Here is a 13,248-nt window from a genome sequence, read left to right as displayed (position 1 = left end):
ATCAGGGCGGCCTTTTCCATTTTAAGAGAGGGGCCATCATGGCTGAGACAGACAACACCAATTCACTCAATGGCTCGGGCGAAGCGCCAGTTCTTTACATTCTTGTCGGTCGCGGCTGGGAAGAAGAAGATGGACACCCGGATGATGCCGTTCCGTTCAACATTCTTGTCACCGCAGCCGATGATGATGGCGCCGTGCGTCGGGGCCTCGAAGCCTTGACCGCGCAAGGTTTCATCGAGGCGGAACTCGACCAGATCGGCATTGTCACCGAACGCCCGGAAGAAGACATGTTTGCCTCGGCATATGATGATGCCATGGCCGGCAATGTTGCCGTGATCGCGTTCCGCGACTAAGAGATTCAACGGGTCCTGCCAGAGGATCGTTGGAATCAAAAGGCGGGGTAGGGGCGAGAGCCTTTGTTCCGCCTAACTATTAATGCGCATGACACTGTTTGAGAGCGTGGTACGAAAATTACAAGATCATCTCTCATTCTGCGCATTTATTGCTGCTGCAGGTTCCCGGTCCGTTAACCAAGTTTGGCTGGCGTTAATATAGTCTTTACCCGAGATTATTTTGCGCTGGGGTACTTGACGAAACATGGGACTGTGAGTAGTTTCCGCGCAACCACATGGCAGGCGGTAAGCAATGTCCTTTTTCTCTGGCGCCACGCTGAGAAATACTGAAGCTTAAACGCTGCCGGGTTCATAGGCGAATATACGTCGAGTTCATGATCGCGTTAACGCGTGATCCTCTGGTGTCGCAGCGCCTTCCGCGAGAAAAAGCGGAATAGGCGCGTTTGCGTTTGTCTAACTGGATGTGAGACTCGACGAGAACATTAGGTAAAGGGCAATTTAGTATGCCGACGATCAATCAGTTGATCCGCAAGCCACGCAAGGATCCTCCTAAGCGGAACAAAGTTCCAGCTATGGAAGCAAATCCTCAGAAGCGTGGCGTTTGTACACGCGTTTACACCACTACGCCAAAGAAGCCGAACTCGGCTCTGCGTAAGGTGGCAAAGATCCGTCTGACGAATGGCTTCGAAGTCATTGGTTATATCCCAGGTGAGGGCCACAACCTGCAAGAGCACTCTGTCGTGATGATCCGCGGCGGCCGTGTAAAGGATTTGCCAGGTGTGCGTTATCACATCATTCGTGGTGTTCTTGATACCCAGGGTGTTAAGGACCGTAAGCAGCGTCGCTCCCATTACGGCGCGAAGCGCCCGAAATAAGAGGATAGCCATATGTCCCGTCGTCACGCTGCTGAAAAGCGTAAGGTTCTTCCAGATCCTAAGTTTGCAGACATCGTCGTTACCAAGTTCATGAACGCGGTAATGCTTGATGGTAAGAAGTCTGTTGCAGAGCGCATCGTTTACGGTGCATTCGACATCATCGAAAACAAGACCCGCACCAATCCAGTAGAAGTGTTCCACTCTGCTCTGGAAAATGTAATGCCGCAGGTCGAAGTTCGTTCCCGCCGCGTTGGTGGTGCAACCTATCAGGTTCCAGTCGAGGTTCGTGCAGAACGTCGTCAGGCTTTGGCTATTCGCTGGCTGATCTCAGCTGCGCGTGGCCGCAATGAGACCACAATGGTTGGTCGCATCTCTGGTGAACTCATGGATGCTGCTAACAACCGTGGTAACTCCGTTAAGAAGCGCGAAGACACGCACCGTATGGCGGAAGCCAACCGCGCGTTCTCGCATTATCGCTGGTAACATCCCCGGAAAGAGGCTGGCGCTATGTCACGCACACACAAAATCGAGGACTACCGCAACTTCGGCATCATGGCCCACATTGATGCCGGTAAGACGACTACTACAGAGCGTATCCTCTTCTACACCGGTAAGTCTCACAAGATCGGTGAAGTTCATGATGGCGCAGCTACCATGGACTGGATGGAGCAGGAGCAGGAGCGTGGTATCACCATTACTTCTGCTGCGACCACCGCGCACTGGAAAGATAAGCGTCTTAACATCATTGACACCCCAGGCCACGTTGACTTCACCATTGAAGTAGAGCGTTCCCTGCGTGTTCTTGATGGTGCAGTAGCTCTTCTGGACGCCAACGCTGGCGTAGAACCGCAGACCGAAACTGTTTGGCGTCAGGCCGACAAGTACAACGTTCCGCGGATGATCTTCGTCAACAAGATGGACAAGCTGGGTGCAGACTTCTTCCGCTGTGTGGAGATGATCGAAAAGCGCCTCGGTGCAAACCCACTCTGCCTTCAGCTGCCTATTGGCGCTGAGAGCGAGTTCGCGGGTGTTGTCGATCTGCTCAAGATGAAGGCTCTCGTCTGGCAGGGTGAAAACCTCGGCGCAAGCTGGGATGAGCTGGACATTCCTGCTGATCTGGCTGATCAGGCTCAGGAATACCGCGAAAAGCTCATCGAAACCGCTGTTGAGGTCGATGAAGCCACAATGGAAGCTTATCTGGAAGGTGAAGAGCCGACCGTTGAGAAGCTTCAGGAGCTCATTCGCAAGGGCACCATCGCTGGCGATTTCGTTCCTGTGATGTGTGGTACGGCGTTTAAGAACAAGGGTGTGCAGCCTCTGCTGGACGCGGTTGTTGATTACCTGCCGAGCCCAGTCGAAGTTCCTGCGATTAAGGGCATCGACGCAAAGACCGAAGAAGAAACTGTTCGCAAGTCTTCTGATGAAGAGCCGCTTGGCATGCTTGCGTTCAAGATCATGAACGACCCGTTCGTTGGTTCTTTGACCTTCTGCCGTATTTACTCTGGTGTCCTGAACAAGGGCTCATCAGTAATGAATACGGTCAAGGAAAAGCGCGAGCGCGTTGGCCGCATGATGCAGATGCATTCCAACAGCCGTGAAGACATCGATGTAGCTTACGCAGGCGACATCGTGGCTATCGCTGGCCTGAAGGATACTACTACGGGTGATACGCTCTGCGACCCTCTCAAGCCTGTTATTCTGGAACGCATGGAGTTCCCGGATCCAGTTATTGAGATCGCTGTTGAGCCAAAGACCAAAGCTGACCAGGAAAAGATGGGCCTTGCCCTGAACCGTCTGGCTGCTGAGGATCCATCATTCCGTGTTAAGACCGACGAAGAGTCCGGCCAGACCATCATTGCTGGCATGGGTGAACTTCACCTGGACATCCTCGTTGATCGCATGAAGCGCGAATTCAAGGTGGAAGCAAACATTGGTGCTCCTCAGGTTGCATACCGTGAGACCATCACCAAGGTTGCAGACGTCGACTATACCCACAAGAAACAGTCTGGTGGTTCTGGTCAGTTCGCGCGCGTTAAGCTCACCATTGAGCCGAACGAAGTCGGCGCTGGGTTTGAGTTCGCTAACACAGTTGTGGGTGGTAACGTTCCTAAGGAATACATCCCGGGTGTTGAAAAGGGTGTCGAAAGCGTCATGTCTTCCGGCCCTCTGGCAGGCTTCCCAATGGTCGATATCAAGGTAACCCTCACTGACGGTGCTTACCACGATGTTGACTCCTCTGTGATGGCGTTCGAAATCGCAGGTCGTGCAGGTTTCCGTGAAGCAATCACCAAAGCTGGTGCAAAGCTCATGGAACCAATCATGAAGGTTGAGGTTGTTACCCCTGAAGATTACATGGGTGACGTAATCGGCGATCTGAACTCACGTCGTGGGCAGATTGCAGGTACCGAAAACCGCGGTGTCGTGACCGTTATCACTGCTATGGTTCCGCTGGCCAACATGTTTGGTTACGTCAACAACCTGCGCTCCATGTCGCAGGGACGTGCACAGTATTCCATGGTGTTCGATCATTACGATCTTGTCCCACAGGCTGTGGCTGATGAGGTTCAGGCGAAATACGCCTGAACCTAAAAAATACAGTCAACGGGATTACAGAGAGAACGGAGAAATCCGATGGCAAAAGAAAAATTTGACCGTACGAAGCCGCACGTCAACATCGGCACAATTGGCCACGTTGACCACGGTAAGACCACTCTGACTGCTGCTATCACCAAGCAGTTCGGTGAGTTCAAGGCTTACGACGAAATCGACGGTGCACCTGAAGAGCGTGCACGCGGCATCACCATCTCAACTGCACACGTTGAGTATGAGACCGAAAACCGTCACTACGCTCACGTTGACTGCCCAGGTCACGCTGACTACGTGAAGAACATGATCACCGGTGCAGCGCAGATGGACGGCGCAATCCTGGTTGTGAACGCAGCTGATGGCCCAATGCCACAGACCCGCGAACACATCCTGCTTGCTCGTCAGGTTGGCGTTCCTGCTCTGGTTGTTTTCATGAACAAGGTTGACCAGGTAGATGACGAAGAACTTCTCGAGCTCGTCGAGATGGAAATTCGTGAACTGCTGTCCTCCTATGAATTCCCAGGCGACGACATTCCGATCGTAGCTGGTTCTGCTCTGGCAGCTCTGGAAGATCGCGACGACAACATCGGCAAGGACAAGATCACCGAGCTGATGGCTGCAGTTGACGAGTACATCCCAACTCCAGACCGTCCACGCGATCAGCCGTTCCTGATGCCAATCGAAGACGTGTTCTCCATCTCTGGCCGCGGTACTGTTGTAACCGGTCGTGTAGAGCGCGGCGTGATCAAGGTTGGTGAAGAAGTCGAGATCGTCGGCATCAAGGACACCGCCAAGACCACCGTTACCGGTGTTGAAATGTTCCGCAAGCTGCTCGATCAGGGTGAAGCTGGCGACAACATTGGCGCACTGATCCGCGGTGTTGGTCGTGAAGAAGTTGAGCGTGGCCAGGTTCTTTGTAAGCCGGGTTCTGTAACCCCGCACACGAAGTTCAAGGCAGAGGCATACATCCTGACCAAGGAAGAAGGCGGTCGTCACACCCCATTCTTCACTAACTACCGTCCACAGTTCTACTTCCGTACGACTGACGTGACCGGTGTTGTTAGCCTGCCGGAAGGCACTGAGATGGTTATGCCTGGCGATAACGTTTCCGTTTCTGTTGAGCTGATCGTTCCGATCGCAATGGAAGATGGTCTGCGTTTCGCTATCCGCGAAGGCGGCCGCACCGTTGGTGCTGGCGTCGTTGCTGAAATCATCGAATAAGAATTGAGTTTGACGGCAGCAGCTGGTCATTAACAAAAACGAACGGCTGCTGCCGATCTTGCTCACTAGGGAAAAGTCATGAACGGTCAGAATATTCGGATCCGCCTGAAGGCGTTTGATCACCGTGTTCTCGACGCTTCCACAAAGGAAATCGTCAACACGGCGAAGCGGACCGGCGCGCAAGTGCGCGGACCTGTGCCGCTGCCGACGCGGATCGAGAAGTACACCGTACTTCGCGGACCGCATATCGACAAAAAGAGTCGTGATCAGTTTGAGATGCGCACACATAAGCGTCTTCTCGACATCGTCGATCCTACTCCTCAGACAGTTGATGCTCTTATGAAGCTCGACCTGGCTGCAGGTGTAGACGTCGAGATCAAGCTCTAAGGCGGCCAAAGGGGACACGCAGATGCGTTCTGGAGTGATCGCCCAGAAGGTGGGTATGACTCGCGTCTATAACGACGCTGGTGAACATGTGCCGGTAACGGTACTTCGTCTGGACAACTGTCAGGTTGTTGCCCACCGGACGGAAGAAAAGAACGGCTACACTGCGCTTCAATTGGGCGTAGGTGCAGCTAAAGTTAAAAATACGGATCGCGCAATGCGCGGACACTTCGCAGTAGCGAAGGTTGAACCTAAGCGTAAGCTTGCCGAGTTCCGTGTTACTTCTGAAAACATGATCGACGTTGGTGCAGAAATCACTGCAGAACACTTCGTCAACGGTCAGTTCGTAGACGTAACCGGCACTTCTATCGGTAAGGGCTTCGCTGGTGCAATGAAGCGCCACAACTTCGGTGGTGGTCGTGCTTCTCACGGTGTGTCTATCTCTCACCGTTCGCACGGTTCAACGGGCCAGTGTCAGGATCCAGGTAAAGTGTTCAAAGGCAAGAAAATGGCCGGTCACCTCGGTGATGAACGCGTTACCACACAGAACCTCAAGGTTGTACGCACTGATGCAGAGCGTGGCCTGATCCTCGTGGAAGGTTCTGTACCTGGTTCCAAGGGCGGCTGGATTCTCGTTCGCGACGCCATCAAGAAGGCACTGCCGGAAGCAGCACCTCTACCAGGTGCGATCCGTCAGGCTGCTGCTGATGCTGCGGCCGAAACCGGGAAGGAAGGTGAGTGATGGAACTCGAGGTCAAGACCCTCGGCGGCGGTGCGGCCGGTTCGATCACCGTGTCTGAAGAAATCTTCGGACTTGAGCCACGCACAGACCTGATTCAGCGCGTTGTACGTTGGCAGCTGGCTAAGCGCCAGGCTGGCACGCACAAGACCCTGGGTCGCTCTGAAGTGAACGGTACTACCAAGAAGTTCGTTCGTCAGAAAGGTTCTGGCGGCGCTCGTCACGGTAACCGTAAGGTTCCTCAGTTCAAGGGCGGCGGTCGCGCCTTTGGTCCAGTCGTACGCTCTCATGCGCACGATCTGCCAAAGAAAGTCCGCGCACTTGGTCTCAAGCATGCTCTGTCTGCAAAGGCAGCTGCTGGGAACCTGATCGTGCTTGAAGAAGCTAAGGCTGGCGAAGCAAAGACAAAGGCACTGAAGGCACAGCTTGCTGGTCTCGGTCTGTCTAACGTCCTTTTCGTTGATGGTGCAGAAGTAGATGCAAACTTCGGTCTTGCATCCCGCAACATCCCGAATGTTGACGTGCTTCCAGTACAGGGCATTAACGTTTACGACATTCTGCGTCGTGACACGCTCGTACTGACCAAGGCTGCAGTTGCTGCACTGGAGGAACGTTTCTAATGAGCAAGGTTGTTCACTACGACACGATCGTTTCTCCGGTAATTACCGAAAAAGCAACTTATGCTTCTGAAGAGAACAAGGTCGTTTTCAAGGTCGCGATCACTGCTACCAAGCCTGAAATCAAGGCAGCAGTTGAATCCCTGTTCGGCGTAAAGGTTAAAGCGGTAAACACTCTTGTCCGTAAGGGTAAGACCAAGCGTTTCCGTGGCATCCTCGGCCGTCAGAGCGACTTCAAGAAGGCTGTGGTCACCCTCGAGGACGGTCAGTCCATCGATGTGACGACTGGTCTCTAAGGGCGAGGTAGGAAAAAATGGCACTTAAGACATTTAATCCCACATCTCCTGGCCGTCGTCAGCTGATCCAGGTTGACCGTTCAGAACTGTGGAAGGGCAAGCCAGTCAAGAAATTGACTGAAGGCCTGTCCAAGTCCGGTGGTCGTAACAACACCGGCCGCAAGACCGCAAACAACATTGGTGGTGGTCATAAGCGCACTTATCGTGTAGTTGACTTCAAGCGTCGCAAGTTCGACGTTGTCGGCACCGTCGAGCGCCTTGAATATGATCCAAACCGTACCGCTTTCATCGCACTCATTTCTTATGAGGACGGTGAGCAGGCTTACATCCTAGCACCACAGCGTCTTGCTGCTGGCGACAAGGTTGTAGCTGGTCAGGCTGTGGACGTTAAGCCGGGCAACGCAATGCCGCTGGCTTCCATCCCGGTCGGTACTGTTGTTCACAACATCGAGCTGAAGCCAGGCAAGGGTGCGCAGATTGCACGTTCCGCTGGTGCTTACGCTCAGATCGTTGGTCGTGACGCCGGTTACACGGTTGTCCGTCTCCTGTCTGGTGAGCAGCGCCGTGTACTCGGCACCTGCATGGCCACGATTGGTGCGGTATCCAACCCAGACCACGCAAACGTGAACTACGGTAAAGCCGGTCGTTCTCGTTGGCTCGGTCGCCGTCCACATGTTCGCGGTGTAGCTATGAACCCGATCGATCACCCACACGGTGGTGGTGAAGGTCGTACCTCAGGCGGACGTCATCCGGTTACCCCTTGGGGCAAGCCGACCAAAGGTAAGCGCACCCGTCGTAACAAGGCGACCGATAAGTTTATCGTTCGCTCACGTCATGCGCGTAAGAAGTAAGAGGGACGGATCGTGACACGTTCGATCTGGAAAGGCCCGTTCGTTGACGGTTACCTCCTGAAGAAAGCGGAAAAGGTTCGTGAGTCCGGCCGTAACGAGGTCATCAAGACCTGGAGCCGCCGTTCCACTATTCTTCCGAACTTTGTGGGGCTGACCTTCGGCGTTTATAACGGCCAGAAGCACATTCCGGTTCTGATCAGCGAAGAAATGGTCGGGCACAAGCTTGGTGAGTTTTCACCATCTCGTACCTACTACGGCCATGGCGCTGACAAGAAGGCAAAGAGGAAATAACGATGGGCAAGCAGAAGCGTGAGCGGACGCTCGCCGACAACGAGGCAAAGGCAGTATGCCGCATGCTGCGGGTTTCCCCGCAGAAGCTAAACCTCGTTGCAGCATCGATCCGCGGTAAGAAGGTTAGCTCCGCAATGGCTGACCTGACCTTCTCTCGCAAGCGCATTGCAGGCGACGTCAAGAAGACCTTGATGTCCGCTGTAGCAAACGCAGAAAACAACCACGATCTCGACGTCGACAATCTTGTCGTCGCCGAGGCATTCGTTGGCAAGGCGCTCGTAATGAAGCGCTTTCAGCCACGTGCCCGTGGTCGTGTTGGACGGATCCAGAAGCCGTTTTCCAACCTGACCATCGTAGTCCGTGAAGTTGAGGAGACTGCCTAATGGGACAGAAGATTAACCCAATTGGCCTTCGTCTTGGCATCAACCGGACCTGGGACTCACGTTGGTTCGCCAGCAAGAACGAATACGGCGATCTTCTTCATGAAGATTTCCGCATCCGTGAATACCTGCTCAAGGAATTGAAGCAGGCGGCAGTTTCCAAGGTCGTCATCGAGCGTCCGCACAAGAAGTGCCGTGTGACCATCCACTCTGGTCGTCCAGGTGTGGTCATCGGTAAGAAGGGTGCAGACATCGAGCGTCTTCGCAAGAAGCTGTCATCCATGACCAATTCGGAAGTGCACCTCAACATCGTTGAAGTGCGCAAGCCGGAAACGGACGCGCAGCTGGTTGCAGCTTCTATTGCTCAGCAGCTGGAACGTCGTGTTGCTTTCCGTCGTGCCATGAAGCGTTCAGTTCAGTCTGCAATGCGTCTTGGTGCCCAGGGCATCCGGATCAACTGTTCCGGTCGTCTTGGTGGCGCGGAAATCGCGCGCATTGAATGGTACCGTGAAGGTCGCGTGCCGCTGCACACTCTTCGTGCAGACATCGACTATGGTACCGCAACCGCGCATACCGCTTACGGCGCTTGTGGCGTGAAGGTTTGGGTATTCAAGGGCGAAATCCTTGAGCATGACCCAATGGCCTCCGAACGCCGCGCGACTGAAGGCGGTGGCAAGAACGAACGCCAGGGCGGCGGTCGCCGGGAACGTGCAGCGTAAGCTGCACGGTCTCCGTGACAGAATAGAGAAGCGAGAGATACGATGCTGCAGCCAAAGCGAACTAAGTTCCGCAAGCAGCACAAGGGCCGCATCCATGGCAAGGCCAAGGGTGGTTTTGAGCTCAATTTCGGTGCCTACGGTTTGAAGGCACAGGAGCCAGAGCGTATTACAGCTCGGCAGATTGAGGCGGCTCGTCGTGCTATGACCCGTTACATGAAGCGTGCGGGTCGCGTGTGGATCCGTATTTTCCCAGACGTACCGGTCTCTTCCAAGCCGGCCGAAGTCCGTATGGGTAAAGGTAAGGGTAGCCCGGAATACTGGGCGTGTAAGGTCAAGCCTGGCCGGATCATGTTTGAGGTTGATGGTGTGTCAGAAGAAATTGCTCGTGAAGCAATGCGTCTGGCGGCCGCCAAGCTCCCGATTAAGTGTCGCTTCGTGACACGTATCGGCGAGTGATCGGACAGTCGAGAGGAATAGGCCATGAAGGCTACTGACGTAAGAGCAAAGACCGCCGACCAGCTCCGTGAGGAACTGGAAGGCCTGAAGAAAGAGCAGTTCAATCTGCGCTTTCAGCGGGCAACCGGTCAGCTCGAAAACACCGCTCGTGTTCGCGTAGTACGTCGCGACATCGCGCGGATTCAGACAATCCTGCGCGAAAAGCGCACGTCTGAGAACGCATAAGGAGCTAATGATGCCAAAGCGTATTCTGCAGGGCGTCGTTGTTAGCGATGCGAATGACAAGACAGTTACGGTGAAGGTAGAGCGTCGCTTTACGCACCCACTGTTGAAGAAAACTGTGCGCCGTACGAAGAAGTATCGTGCACACGACGAAAATAATTCTTACAAGAACGGCGATACCGTGCTCATCCAAGAGTGCGCGCCAATCTCTAAGAATAAGAGTTGGATCGTTGTTTCTGAGGAAGCAGCGAGCTAAAAGACGCATCCGGTGATCCTGCATAGGACGCTGAGAAAAGAACAAGGCGACGAGTCATGATTCAGATGCAAACTAACCTCGATGTGGCCGATAATTCCGGCGCACGTCGTGTCCAGTGCATCAAAGTGCTCGGCGGCTCCAAGCGGAAGTACGCTTCTGTAGGCGACATCATCGTAGTGTCTGTCAAGGAAGCTATCCCTCGGGGTCGTGTTAAAAAGGGCGATGTGATGAAAGCAGTCGTCGTGCGCACGGCTAAGGATATCCGCCGCGCCGATGGCAGCGTGATCCGTTTCGACCGCAATGCGGCCGTGCTGATCAACAACAATAAAGAACCGATCGGAACTCGTATTTTTGGCCCAGTTCCTCGTGAACTGCGTGGCAAAAATCACATGAAGATCATTTCGCTTGCGCCGGAGGTGCTCTGATGCCTGCGAAAATTAAAAAGGGCGACAAGGTCGTCGTAATCGCCGGTCGTGACAAGGGCAAGACTGGGGAAGTTATCCAGATGCTCCCATCTGAAAATCGCGCTGTCGTGCGTGGCGTTAATTTGGTGCGTCGTCACCAACGCCAGACCCAGCAGAGCGAGGGTGGCATCATTTCTAAGGAAGCTCCTATCCAGCTGTCCAACATTGCCATCGTTGATCCTAAGGATGGCAAGCCAACTCGCGTCGGTTTCAAGACCAACGAAGATGGCGTTACTGTACGTATCGCCAAGCGTTCGGGAGATGTGATTGATGGCTGACGCTAATTACATCCCACGGCTGAAGACGCACTACTCTGACGTAGTGCGTGGTCAGCTCCAGGAGAAGTTTAACTACACCAACCCGATGATGATCCCGTCTATTGACAAGGTCGTTTTGAACATGGGTGTTGGTGAAGCAGTTGGTGACAGCAAGAAGGTTCGTTCTGCAGCAGAAGAGCTGAGCTTGATTGCTGGTCAGAAAGCGGTTATTACCCGTGCGACGAAGTCTATCGCGACCTTTAAGGTTCGTGAGGGCATGCCGCTCGGTGCTAAGGTAACCCTTCGTCGTAACCAGATGTTTGAATTCCTTGATCGCCTGATCACGATTGCGCTTCCACGCGTACGTGACTTCCGCGGTCTGAACCCGAAGAGCTTTGACGGTCGCGGCAACTATGCCATGGGCCTGAAGGAGCAAATCGTGTTCCCTGAAATCGACTACGATAAGGTCGATTCCATGCGGGGTATGGACATCGTGGTTTGCACCACGGCAACTAACGATGACGAAGCGCGTGAACTGCTGCGCGCGTTCAACTTCCCGTTCCGCAAATAATCGCGGTATACGGGAAAGGAACGAGGACAGACGATGGCGAAGAAAAGCGCGGTCGAGAAGAACAAGCGGCGCGAGCGTCTTGTAGCAAAGTACGCTGCTAAGCGCGCTGAGTTGAAGGCCAAGGCCAAAGACGAAAGCCTGTCTCTTGAGGAGCGGTTCAATGCGCGTTTGCAGCTCTCTAAGCTGCCGCGCAATTCCGCGCCTACACGAGTACGCAACCGGTGTGAAGTTTCAGGTCGCCCACGCGGTTTCTACCGCAAGCTCAAGATGTCGCGTATTGCGCTCCGTGAGCTGGGTTCCCTGGGCAAGATCCCGGGTCTCGTGAAGTCGAGCTGGTAAGGAGTTACGGTAATGTCGATTTCCGATCCAGTCGGCGATATGCTGACACGCATTCGTAATGCACAAATGCGCCGCAAGAGCAAGGTTTCTACACCTGCATCAAAATTGCGCGCTCGGGTACTGGACGTATTGGCCTCGGAAGGTTATATCCGTGGCTATACAACCGTCTCTTTCGAGAGCGGTAAGTCTGAACTCGAAATTGAACTGAAGTACTTTGATGGCGAACCAGTGATCCGCACCATTGAGCGCGTATCTAAGCCTGGTCGTCGCGTGTACTCCTCAGTGAAGAACATCCCTCACGTTGCAAACGGTTTGGGTGTATCTATTCTGTCCACGCCTCAGGGTGTGATGGCAGACCATGAAGCTCGCGACAAGAACGTGGGCGGTGAGGTTCTGTGCCGCGTCTTCTGATGCGGCACTACCACTACATATAATACATTAACTGACAGGTTGATCCTATGTCTCGAATTGGCAAAAAGCCAGTCCCCGTGCCTAGCGGGGTAACGGCAACGATCAACGGCCAGGAAGTAGCGGTCAAAGGCCCGAAGGGGGAACTCTCCTTCGTGGTCAATGACCTTGTTCTGGTCGAGATGACTGATGACGGCATCCGCGTTGATCCGCGCAACCAGACTAAGGCAGCGCGTTCTATGTGGGGCATGAGCCGTACAATGATCGCGAACCTTATCACTGGTGTGACATCTGGCTACGAAAAGAAGCTGGAAATCCAGGGTGTTGGTTACCGTGCCCAAGTTCAGGGTAATACACTGAATCTTGCTCTCGGTTTCTCCCATGATGTCAAGTTCGACATCCCTCAGGGAGTTAACATCGTTTGCCCTAAGCCTACCGAAATCGTTCTCAGCGGTATCGATAAGCAGCAGATTGGACAAGTCGCAGCGAATATTCGCGAGTGGCGTCCACCTGAGCCATACAAGGGCAAGGGTATTCGATACGCGGATGAGTTCATCGTCCGTAAGGAAGGCAAGAAGAAGTAACGGAACCGATCATGGCGAACAATCAATTCGAACGTCGTCGCGCTCGCGTCCGCCGTTCGTTAAAAAAGGTAGCGAATGGACGTCCTCGTCTGTCCGTTTTCCGCTCGTCCAAGCAGATTTATGCTCAGATCATCGACGATGCGCAGGGTAAGACCCTGGCAGCTGCGTCCACGATCGAGAAGGACGTGAAGAGCTCCTTGAAGACCGGTGCTGACAAGGCTGCGGCCGAAGCAGTTGGCAAGCTGATCGCTGAACGTGCGATTGCTGCAGGTGTCAAGGATGTCGTGTTTGATCGTGGCGGTTATCTGTTCCACGGCCGTGTTAAGGCCCTGGCGGATGCTGCTCGTGAAGGCGGCCTGAATTTCTGATCTGCATCTAA

General features: G+C 54.0%; 23 protein-coding genes. All 23 read left to right on the top strand.

From position 1 onward, the window contains the following. The first annotated feature begins 38 nt into the window (after window positions 1-38). The 23 genes from Q3Y58_RS13305 (at window position 39) to rplR (ending at window position 13,237) form a co-directional block, all read left to right on the top strand. The gene (locus Q3Y58_RS13305; protein WP_274218768.1) at window positions 39-353 is read left to right on the top strand and encodes a regulator; all 315 of its coding nucleotides are present in this window, start codon (window positions 39-41) and stop codon (window positions 351-353) included. Between the two features lie 503 nt (window positions 354-856). Continuing rightward, window positions 857-1,228, top strand: a complete 372-nt coding sequence (rpsL, locus tag Q3Y58_RS13300) for a 30S ribosomal protein S12 (protein ID WP_274218769.1) — start codon at window positions 857-859, stop codon at window positions 1,226-1,228. A 12-nt stretch (window positions 1,229-1,240) separates the two neighbouring features. Continuing rightward, window positions 1,241-1,711, top strand: a complete 471-nt coding sequence (gene rpsG, locus Q3Y58_RS13295; protein WP_274218770.1) for a 30S ribosomal protein S7 — start codon at window positions 1,241-1,243, stop codon at window positions 1,709-1,711. Between the two features lie 24 nt (window positions 1,712-1,735). Further along, window positions 1,736-3,811 (top strand): elongation factor G, encoded by a 2,076-nt coding sequence (gene fusA / locus Q3Y58_RS13290; protein WP_319622574.1) that lies wholly within the window; start codon window positions 1,736-1,738, stop codon window positions 3,809-3,811. A 48-nt stretch (window positions 3,812-3,859) separates the two neighbouring features. Beyond that, the gene (tuf, locus tag Q3Y58_RS13285; RefSeq protein WP_274218759.1) at window positions 3,860-5,035 is read left to right on the top strand and encodes an elongation factor Tu; all 1,176 of its coding nucleotides are present in this window, start codon (window positions 3,860-3,862) and stop codon (window positions 5,033-5,035) included. Between the two features lie 78 nt (window positions 5,036-5,113). Continuing rightward, entirely contained in the window at window positions 5,114-5,422 is a 309-nt protein-coding gene (rpsJ, locus tag Q3Y58_RS13280; protein WP_068314098.1) for a 30S ribosomal protein S10, read from the top strand. Window positions 5,423-5,444: 22 nt separating this feature from the next. Next, the gene (gene rplC, locus Q3Y58_RS13275; protein ID WP_274218772.1) at window positions 5,445-6,161 is read left to right on the top strand and encodes a 50S ribosomal protein L3; all 717 of its coding nucleotides are present in this window, start codon (window positions 5,445-5,447) and stop codon (window positions 6,159-6,161) included. Further along, window positions 6,161-6,778 (top strand): 50S ribosomal protein L4, encoded by a 618-nt coding sequence (rplD, locus tag Q3Y58_RS13270; protein WP_274218773.1) that lies wholly within the window; start codon window positions 6,161-6,163, stop codon window positions 6,776-6,778. Before rplC ends, rplD begins: the two co-directional genes overlap by 1 nt. Then, a complete protein-coding gene (locus tag Q3Y58_RS13265) occupies window positions 6,778-7,071 on the top strand; it encodes a 50S ribosomal protein L23 (protein WP_274218774.1) in 294 nt (97 codons plus the stop codon). Before rplD ends, Q3Y58_RS13265 begins: the two co-directional genes overlap by 1 nt. 17 nt (window positions 7,072-7,088) lie before the next feature. Further along, the gene (gene rplB / locus Q3Y58_RS13260) at window positions 7,089-7,922 is read left to right on the top strand and encodes a 50S ribosomal protein L2 (protein WP_274218775.1); all 834 of its coding nucleotides are present in this window, start codon (window positions 7,089-7,091) and stop codon (window positions 7,920-7,922) included. 12 nt (window positions 7,923-7,934) lie between these two features. Beyond that, window positions 7,935-8,213 (top strand): 30S ribosomal protein S19, encoded by a 279-nt coding sequence (gene rpsS, locus Q3Y58_RS13255; protein ID WP_274218776.1) that lies wholly within the window; start codon window positions 7,935-7,937, stop codon window positions 8,211-8,213. Between the two features lie 2 nt (window positions 8,214-8,215). After that, window positions 8,216-8,596, top strand: a complete 381-nt coding sequence (rplV, locus tag Q3Y58_RS13250) for a 50S ribosomal protein L22 (protein ID WP_274218777.1) — start codon at window positions 8,216-8,218, stop codon at window positions 8,594-8,596. Further along, complete coding sequence (rpsC, locus tag Q3Y58_RS13245) at window positions 8,596-9,312, top strand: 30S ribosomal protein S3 (protein ID WP_274218778.1); 717 nt, start codon at window positions 8,596-8,598, stop codon at window positions 9,310-9,312. The genes rplV and rpsC overlap by 1 nt, the downstream gene beginning before the upstream one ends. 42 nt (window positions 9,313-9,354) lie before the next feature. Next, window positions 9,355-9,768, top strand: coding sequence for a 50S ribosomal protein L16 (rplP, locus tag Q3Y58_RS13240; RefSeq protein ID WP_274218779.1), 414 nt, complete (start codon window positions 9,355-9,357; stop codon window positions 9,766-9,768). 24 nt (window positions 9,769-9,792) lie between these two features. Continuing rightward, the gene (gene rpmC / locus Q3Y58_RS13235; RefSeq protein WP_274218780.1) at window positions 9,793-9,993 is read left to right on the top strand and encodes a 50S ribosomal protein L29; all 201 of its coding nucleotides are present in this window, start codon (window positions 9,793-9,795) and stop codon (window positions 9,991-9,993) included. A gap of 10 nt (window positions 9,994-10,003) precedes the next feature. After that, window positions 10,004-10,246 (top strand): 30S ribosomal protein S17, encoded by a 243-nt coding sequence (rpsQ, locus tag Q3Y58_RS13230; RefSeq protein ID WP_274218781.1) that lies wholly within the window; start codon window positions 10,004-10,006, stop codon window positions 10,244-10,246. A gap of 56 nt (window positions 10,247-10,302) precedes the next feature. Further along, window positions 10,303-10,671: a 50S ribosomal protein L14 gene (rplN, locus tag Q3Y58_RS13225; protein WP_274218782.1), complete on the top strand. Its 369-nt coding sequence runs from the start codon at window positions 10,303-10,305 to the stop codon at window positions 10,669-10,671. Beyond that, on the top strand, window positions 10,671-10,988 hold the full coding sequence (gene rplX / locus Q3Y58_RS13220; RefSeq protein ID WP_274218783.1) for a 50S ribosomal protein L24: 318 nt from the start codon (window positions 10,671-10,673) through the stop codon (window positions 10,986-10,988). Before rplN ends, rplX begins: the two co-directional genes overlap by 1 nt. Next, complete coding sequence (gene rplE, locus Q3Y58_RS13215; RefSeq protein ID WP_274218784.1) at window positions 10,981-11,538, top strand: 50S ribosomal protein L5; 558 nt, start codon at window positions 10,981-10,983, stop codon at window positions 11,536-11,538. Before rplX ends, rplE begins: the two co-directional genes overlap by 8 nt. 33 nt (window positions 11,539-11,571) lie before the next feature. Beyond that, a complete protein-coding gene (gene rpsN / locus Q3Y58_RS13210) occupies window positions 11,572-11,877 on the top strand; it encodes a 30S ribosomal protein S14 (protein WP_274218785.1) in 306 nt (101 codons plus the stop codon). Window positions 11,878-11,889: 12 nt separating this feature from the next. Continuing rightward, window positions 11,890-12,288: a 30S ribosomal protein S8 gene (gene rpsH, locus Q3Y58_RS13205; protein WP_274218786.1), complete on the top strand. Its 399-nt coding sequence runs from the start codon at window positions 11,890-11,892 to the stop codon at window positions 12,286-12,288. 47 nt (window positions 12,289-12,335) lie between these two features. Then, window positions 12,336-12,869 carry a 50S ribosomal protein L6 gene (gene rplF, locus Q3Y58_RS13200; protein WP_274218787.1) on the top strand — a complete coding sequence of 178 codons (534 nt, stop codon included), beginning with the start codon at window positions 12,336-12,338 and terminating at the stop codon, window positions 12,867-12,869. Window positions 12,870-12,880: 11 nt separating this feature from the next. After that, on the top strand, window positions 12,881-13,237 hold the full coding sequence (gene rplR, locus Q3Y58_RS13195) for a 50S ribosomal protein L18 (protein ID WP_274218788.1): 357 nt from the start codon (window positions 12,881-12,883) through the stop codon (window positions 13,235-13,237). Window positions 13,238-13,248 lie beyond the last annotated feature (11 nt).

Source organism: Nesiotobacter zosterae (assembly GCF_033843645.1).
Classification (GTDB): Bacteria; Pseudomonadota; Alphaproteobacteria; order Rhizobiales; family Stappiaceae; genus Pseudovibrio; species Pseudovibrio zosterae.
Note: the sequence above shows the minus strand (reverse complement) of the source record. Positions and strands in the feature narration are given on the sequence as shown.

Coding starts and splice junctions, on each gene's coding strand:
- Q3Y58_RS13305 (WP_274218768.1), top strand. CDS start 39: ATGGCTGAGACAGACAACACCAATTCACTCAATGGCTCGGGCGAAGCG.
- rpsL (WP_274218769.1), top strand. CDS start 857: ATGCCGACGATCAATCAGTTGATCCGCAAGCCACGCAAGGATCCTCCT.
- rpsG (WP_274218770.1), top strand. CDS start 1,241: ATGTCCCGTCGTCACGCTGCTGAAAAGCGTAAGGTTCTTCCAGATCCT.
- fusA (WP_319622574.1), top strand. CDS start 1,736: ATGTCACGCACACACAAAATCGAGGACTACCGCAACTTCGGCATCATG.
- tuf (WP_274218759.1), top strand. CDS start 3,860: ATGGCAAAAGAAAAATTTGACCGTACGAAGCCGCACGTCAACATCGGC.
- rpsJ (WP_068314098.1), top strand. CDS start 5,114: ATGAACGGTCAGAATATTCGGATCCGCCTGAAGGCGTTTGATCACCGT.
- rplC (WP_274218772.1), top strand. CDS start 5,445: ATGCGTTCTGGAGTGATCGCCCAGAAGGTGGGTATGACTCGCGTCTAT.
- rplD (WP_274218773.1), top strand. CDS start 6,161: ATGGAACTCGAGGTCAAGACCCTCGGCGGCGGTGCGGCCGGTTCGATC.
- Q3Y58_RS13265 (WP_274218774.1), top strand. CDS start 6,778: ATGAGCAAGGTTGTTCACTACGACACGATCGTTTCTCCGGTAATTACC.
- rplB (WP_274218775.1), top strand. CDS start 7,089: ATGGCACTTAAGACATTTAATCCCACATCTCCTGGCCGTCGTCAGCTG.
- rplV (WP_274218777.1), top strand. CDS start 8,216: ATGGGCAAGCAGAAGCGTGAGCGGACGCTCGCCGACAACGAGGCAAAG.
- rpsC (WP_274218778.1), top strand. CDS start 8,596: ATGGGACAGAAGATTAACCCAATTGGCCTTCGTCTTGGCATCAACCGG.
- rplP (WP_274218779.1), top strand. CDS start 9,355: ATGCTGCAGCCAAAGCGAACTAAGTTCCGCAAGCAGCACAAGGGCCGC.
- rpmC (WP_274218780.1), top strand. CDS start 9,793: ATGAAGGCTACTGACGTAAGAGCAAAGACCGCCGACCAGCTCCGTGAG.
- rpsQ (WP_274218781.1), top strand. CDS start 10,004: ATGCCAAAGCGTATTCTGCAGGGCGTCGTTGTTAGCGATGCGAATGAC.
- rplN (WP_274218782.1), top strand. CDS start 10,303: ATGATTCAGATGCAAACTAACCTCGATGTGGCCGATAATTCCGGCGCA.
- rplX (WP_274218783.1), top strand. CDS start 10,671: ATGCCTGCGAAAATTAAAAAGGGCGACAAGGTCGTCGTAATCGCCGGT.
- rplE (WP_274218784.1), top strand. CDS start 10,981: ATGGCTGACGCTAATTACATCCCACGGCTGAAGACGCACTACTCTGAC.
- rpsN (WP_274218785.1), top strand. CDS start 11,572: ATGGCGAAGAAAAGCGCGGTCGAGAAGAACAAGCGGCGCGAGCGTCTT.
- rpsH (WP_274218786.1), top strand. CDS start 11,890: ATGTCGATTTCCGATCCAGTCGGCGATATGCTGACACGCATTCGTAAT.
- rplF (WP_274218787.1), top strand. CDS start 12,336: ATGTCTCGAATTGGCAAAAAGCCAGTCCCCGTGCCTAGCGGGGTAACG.
- rplR (WP_274218788.1), top strand. CDS start 12,881: ATGGCGAACAATCAATTCGAACGTCGTCGCGCTCGCGTCCGCCGTTCG.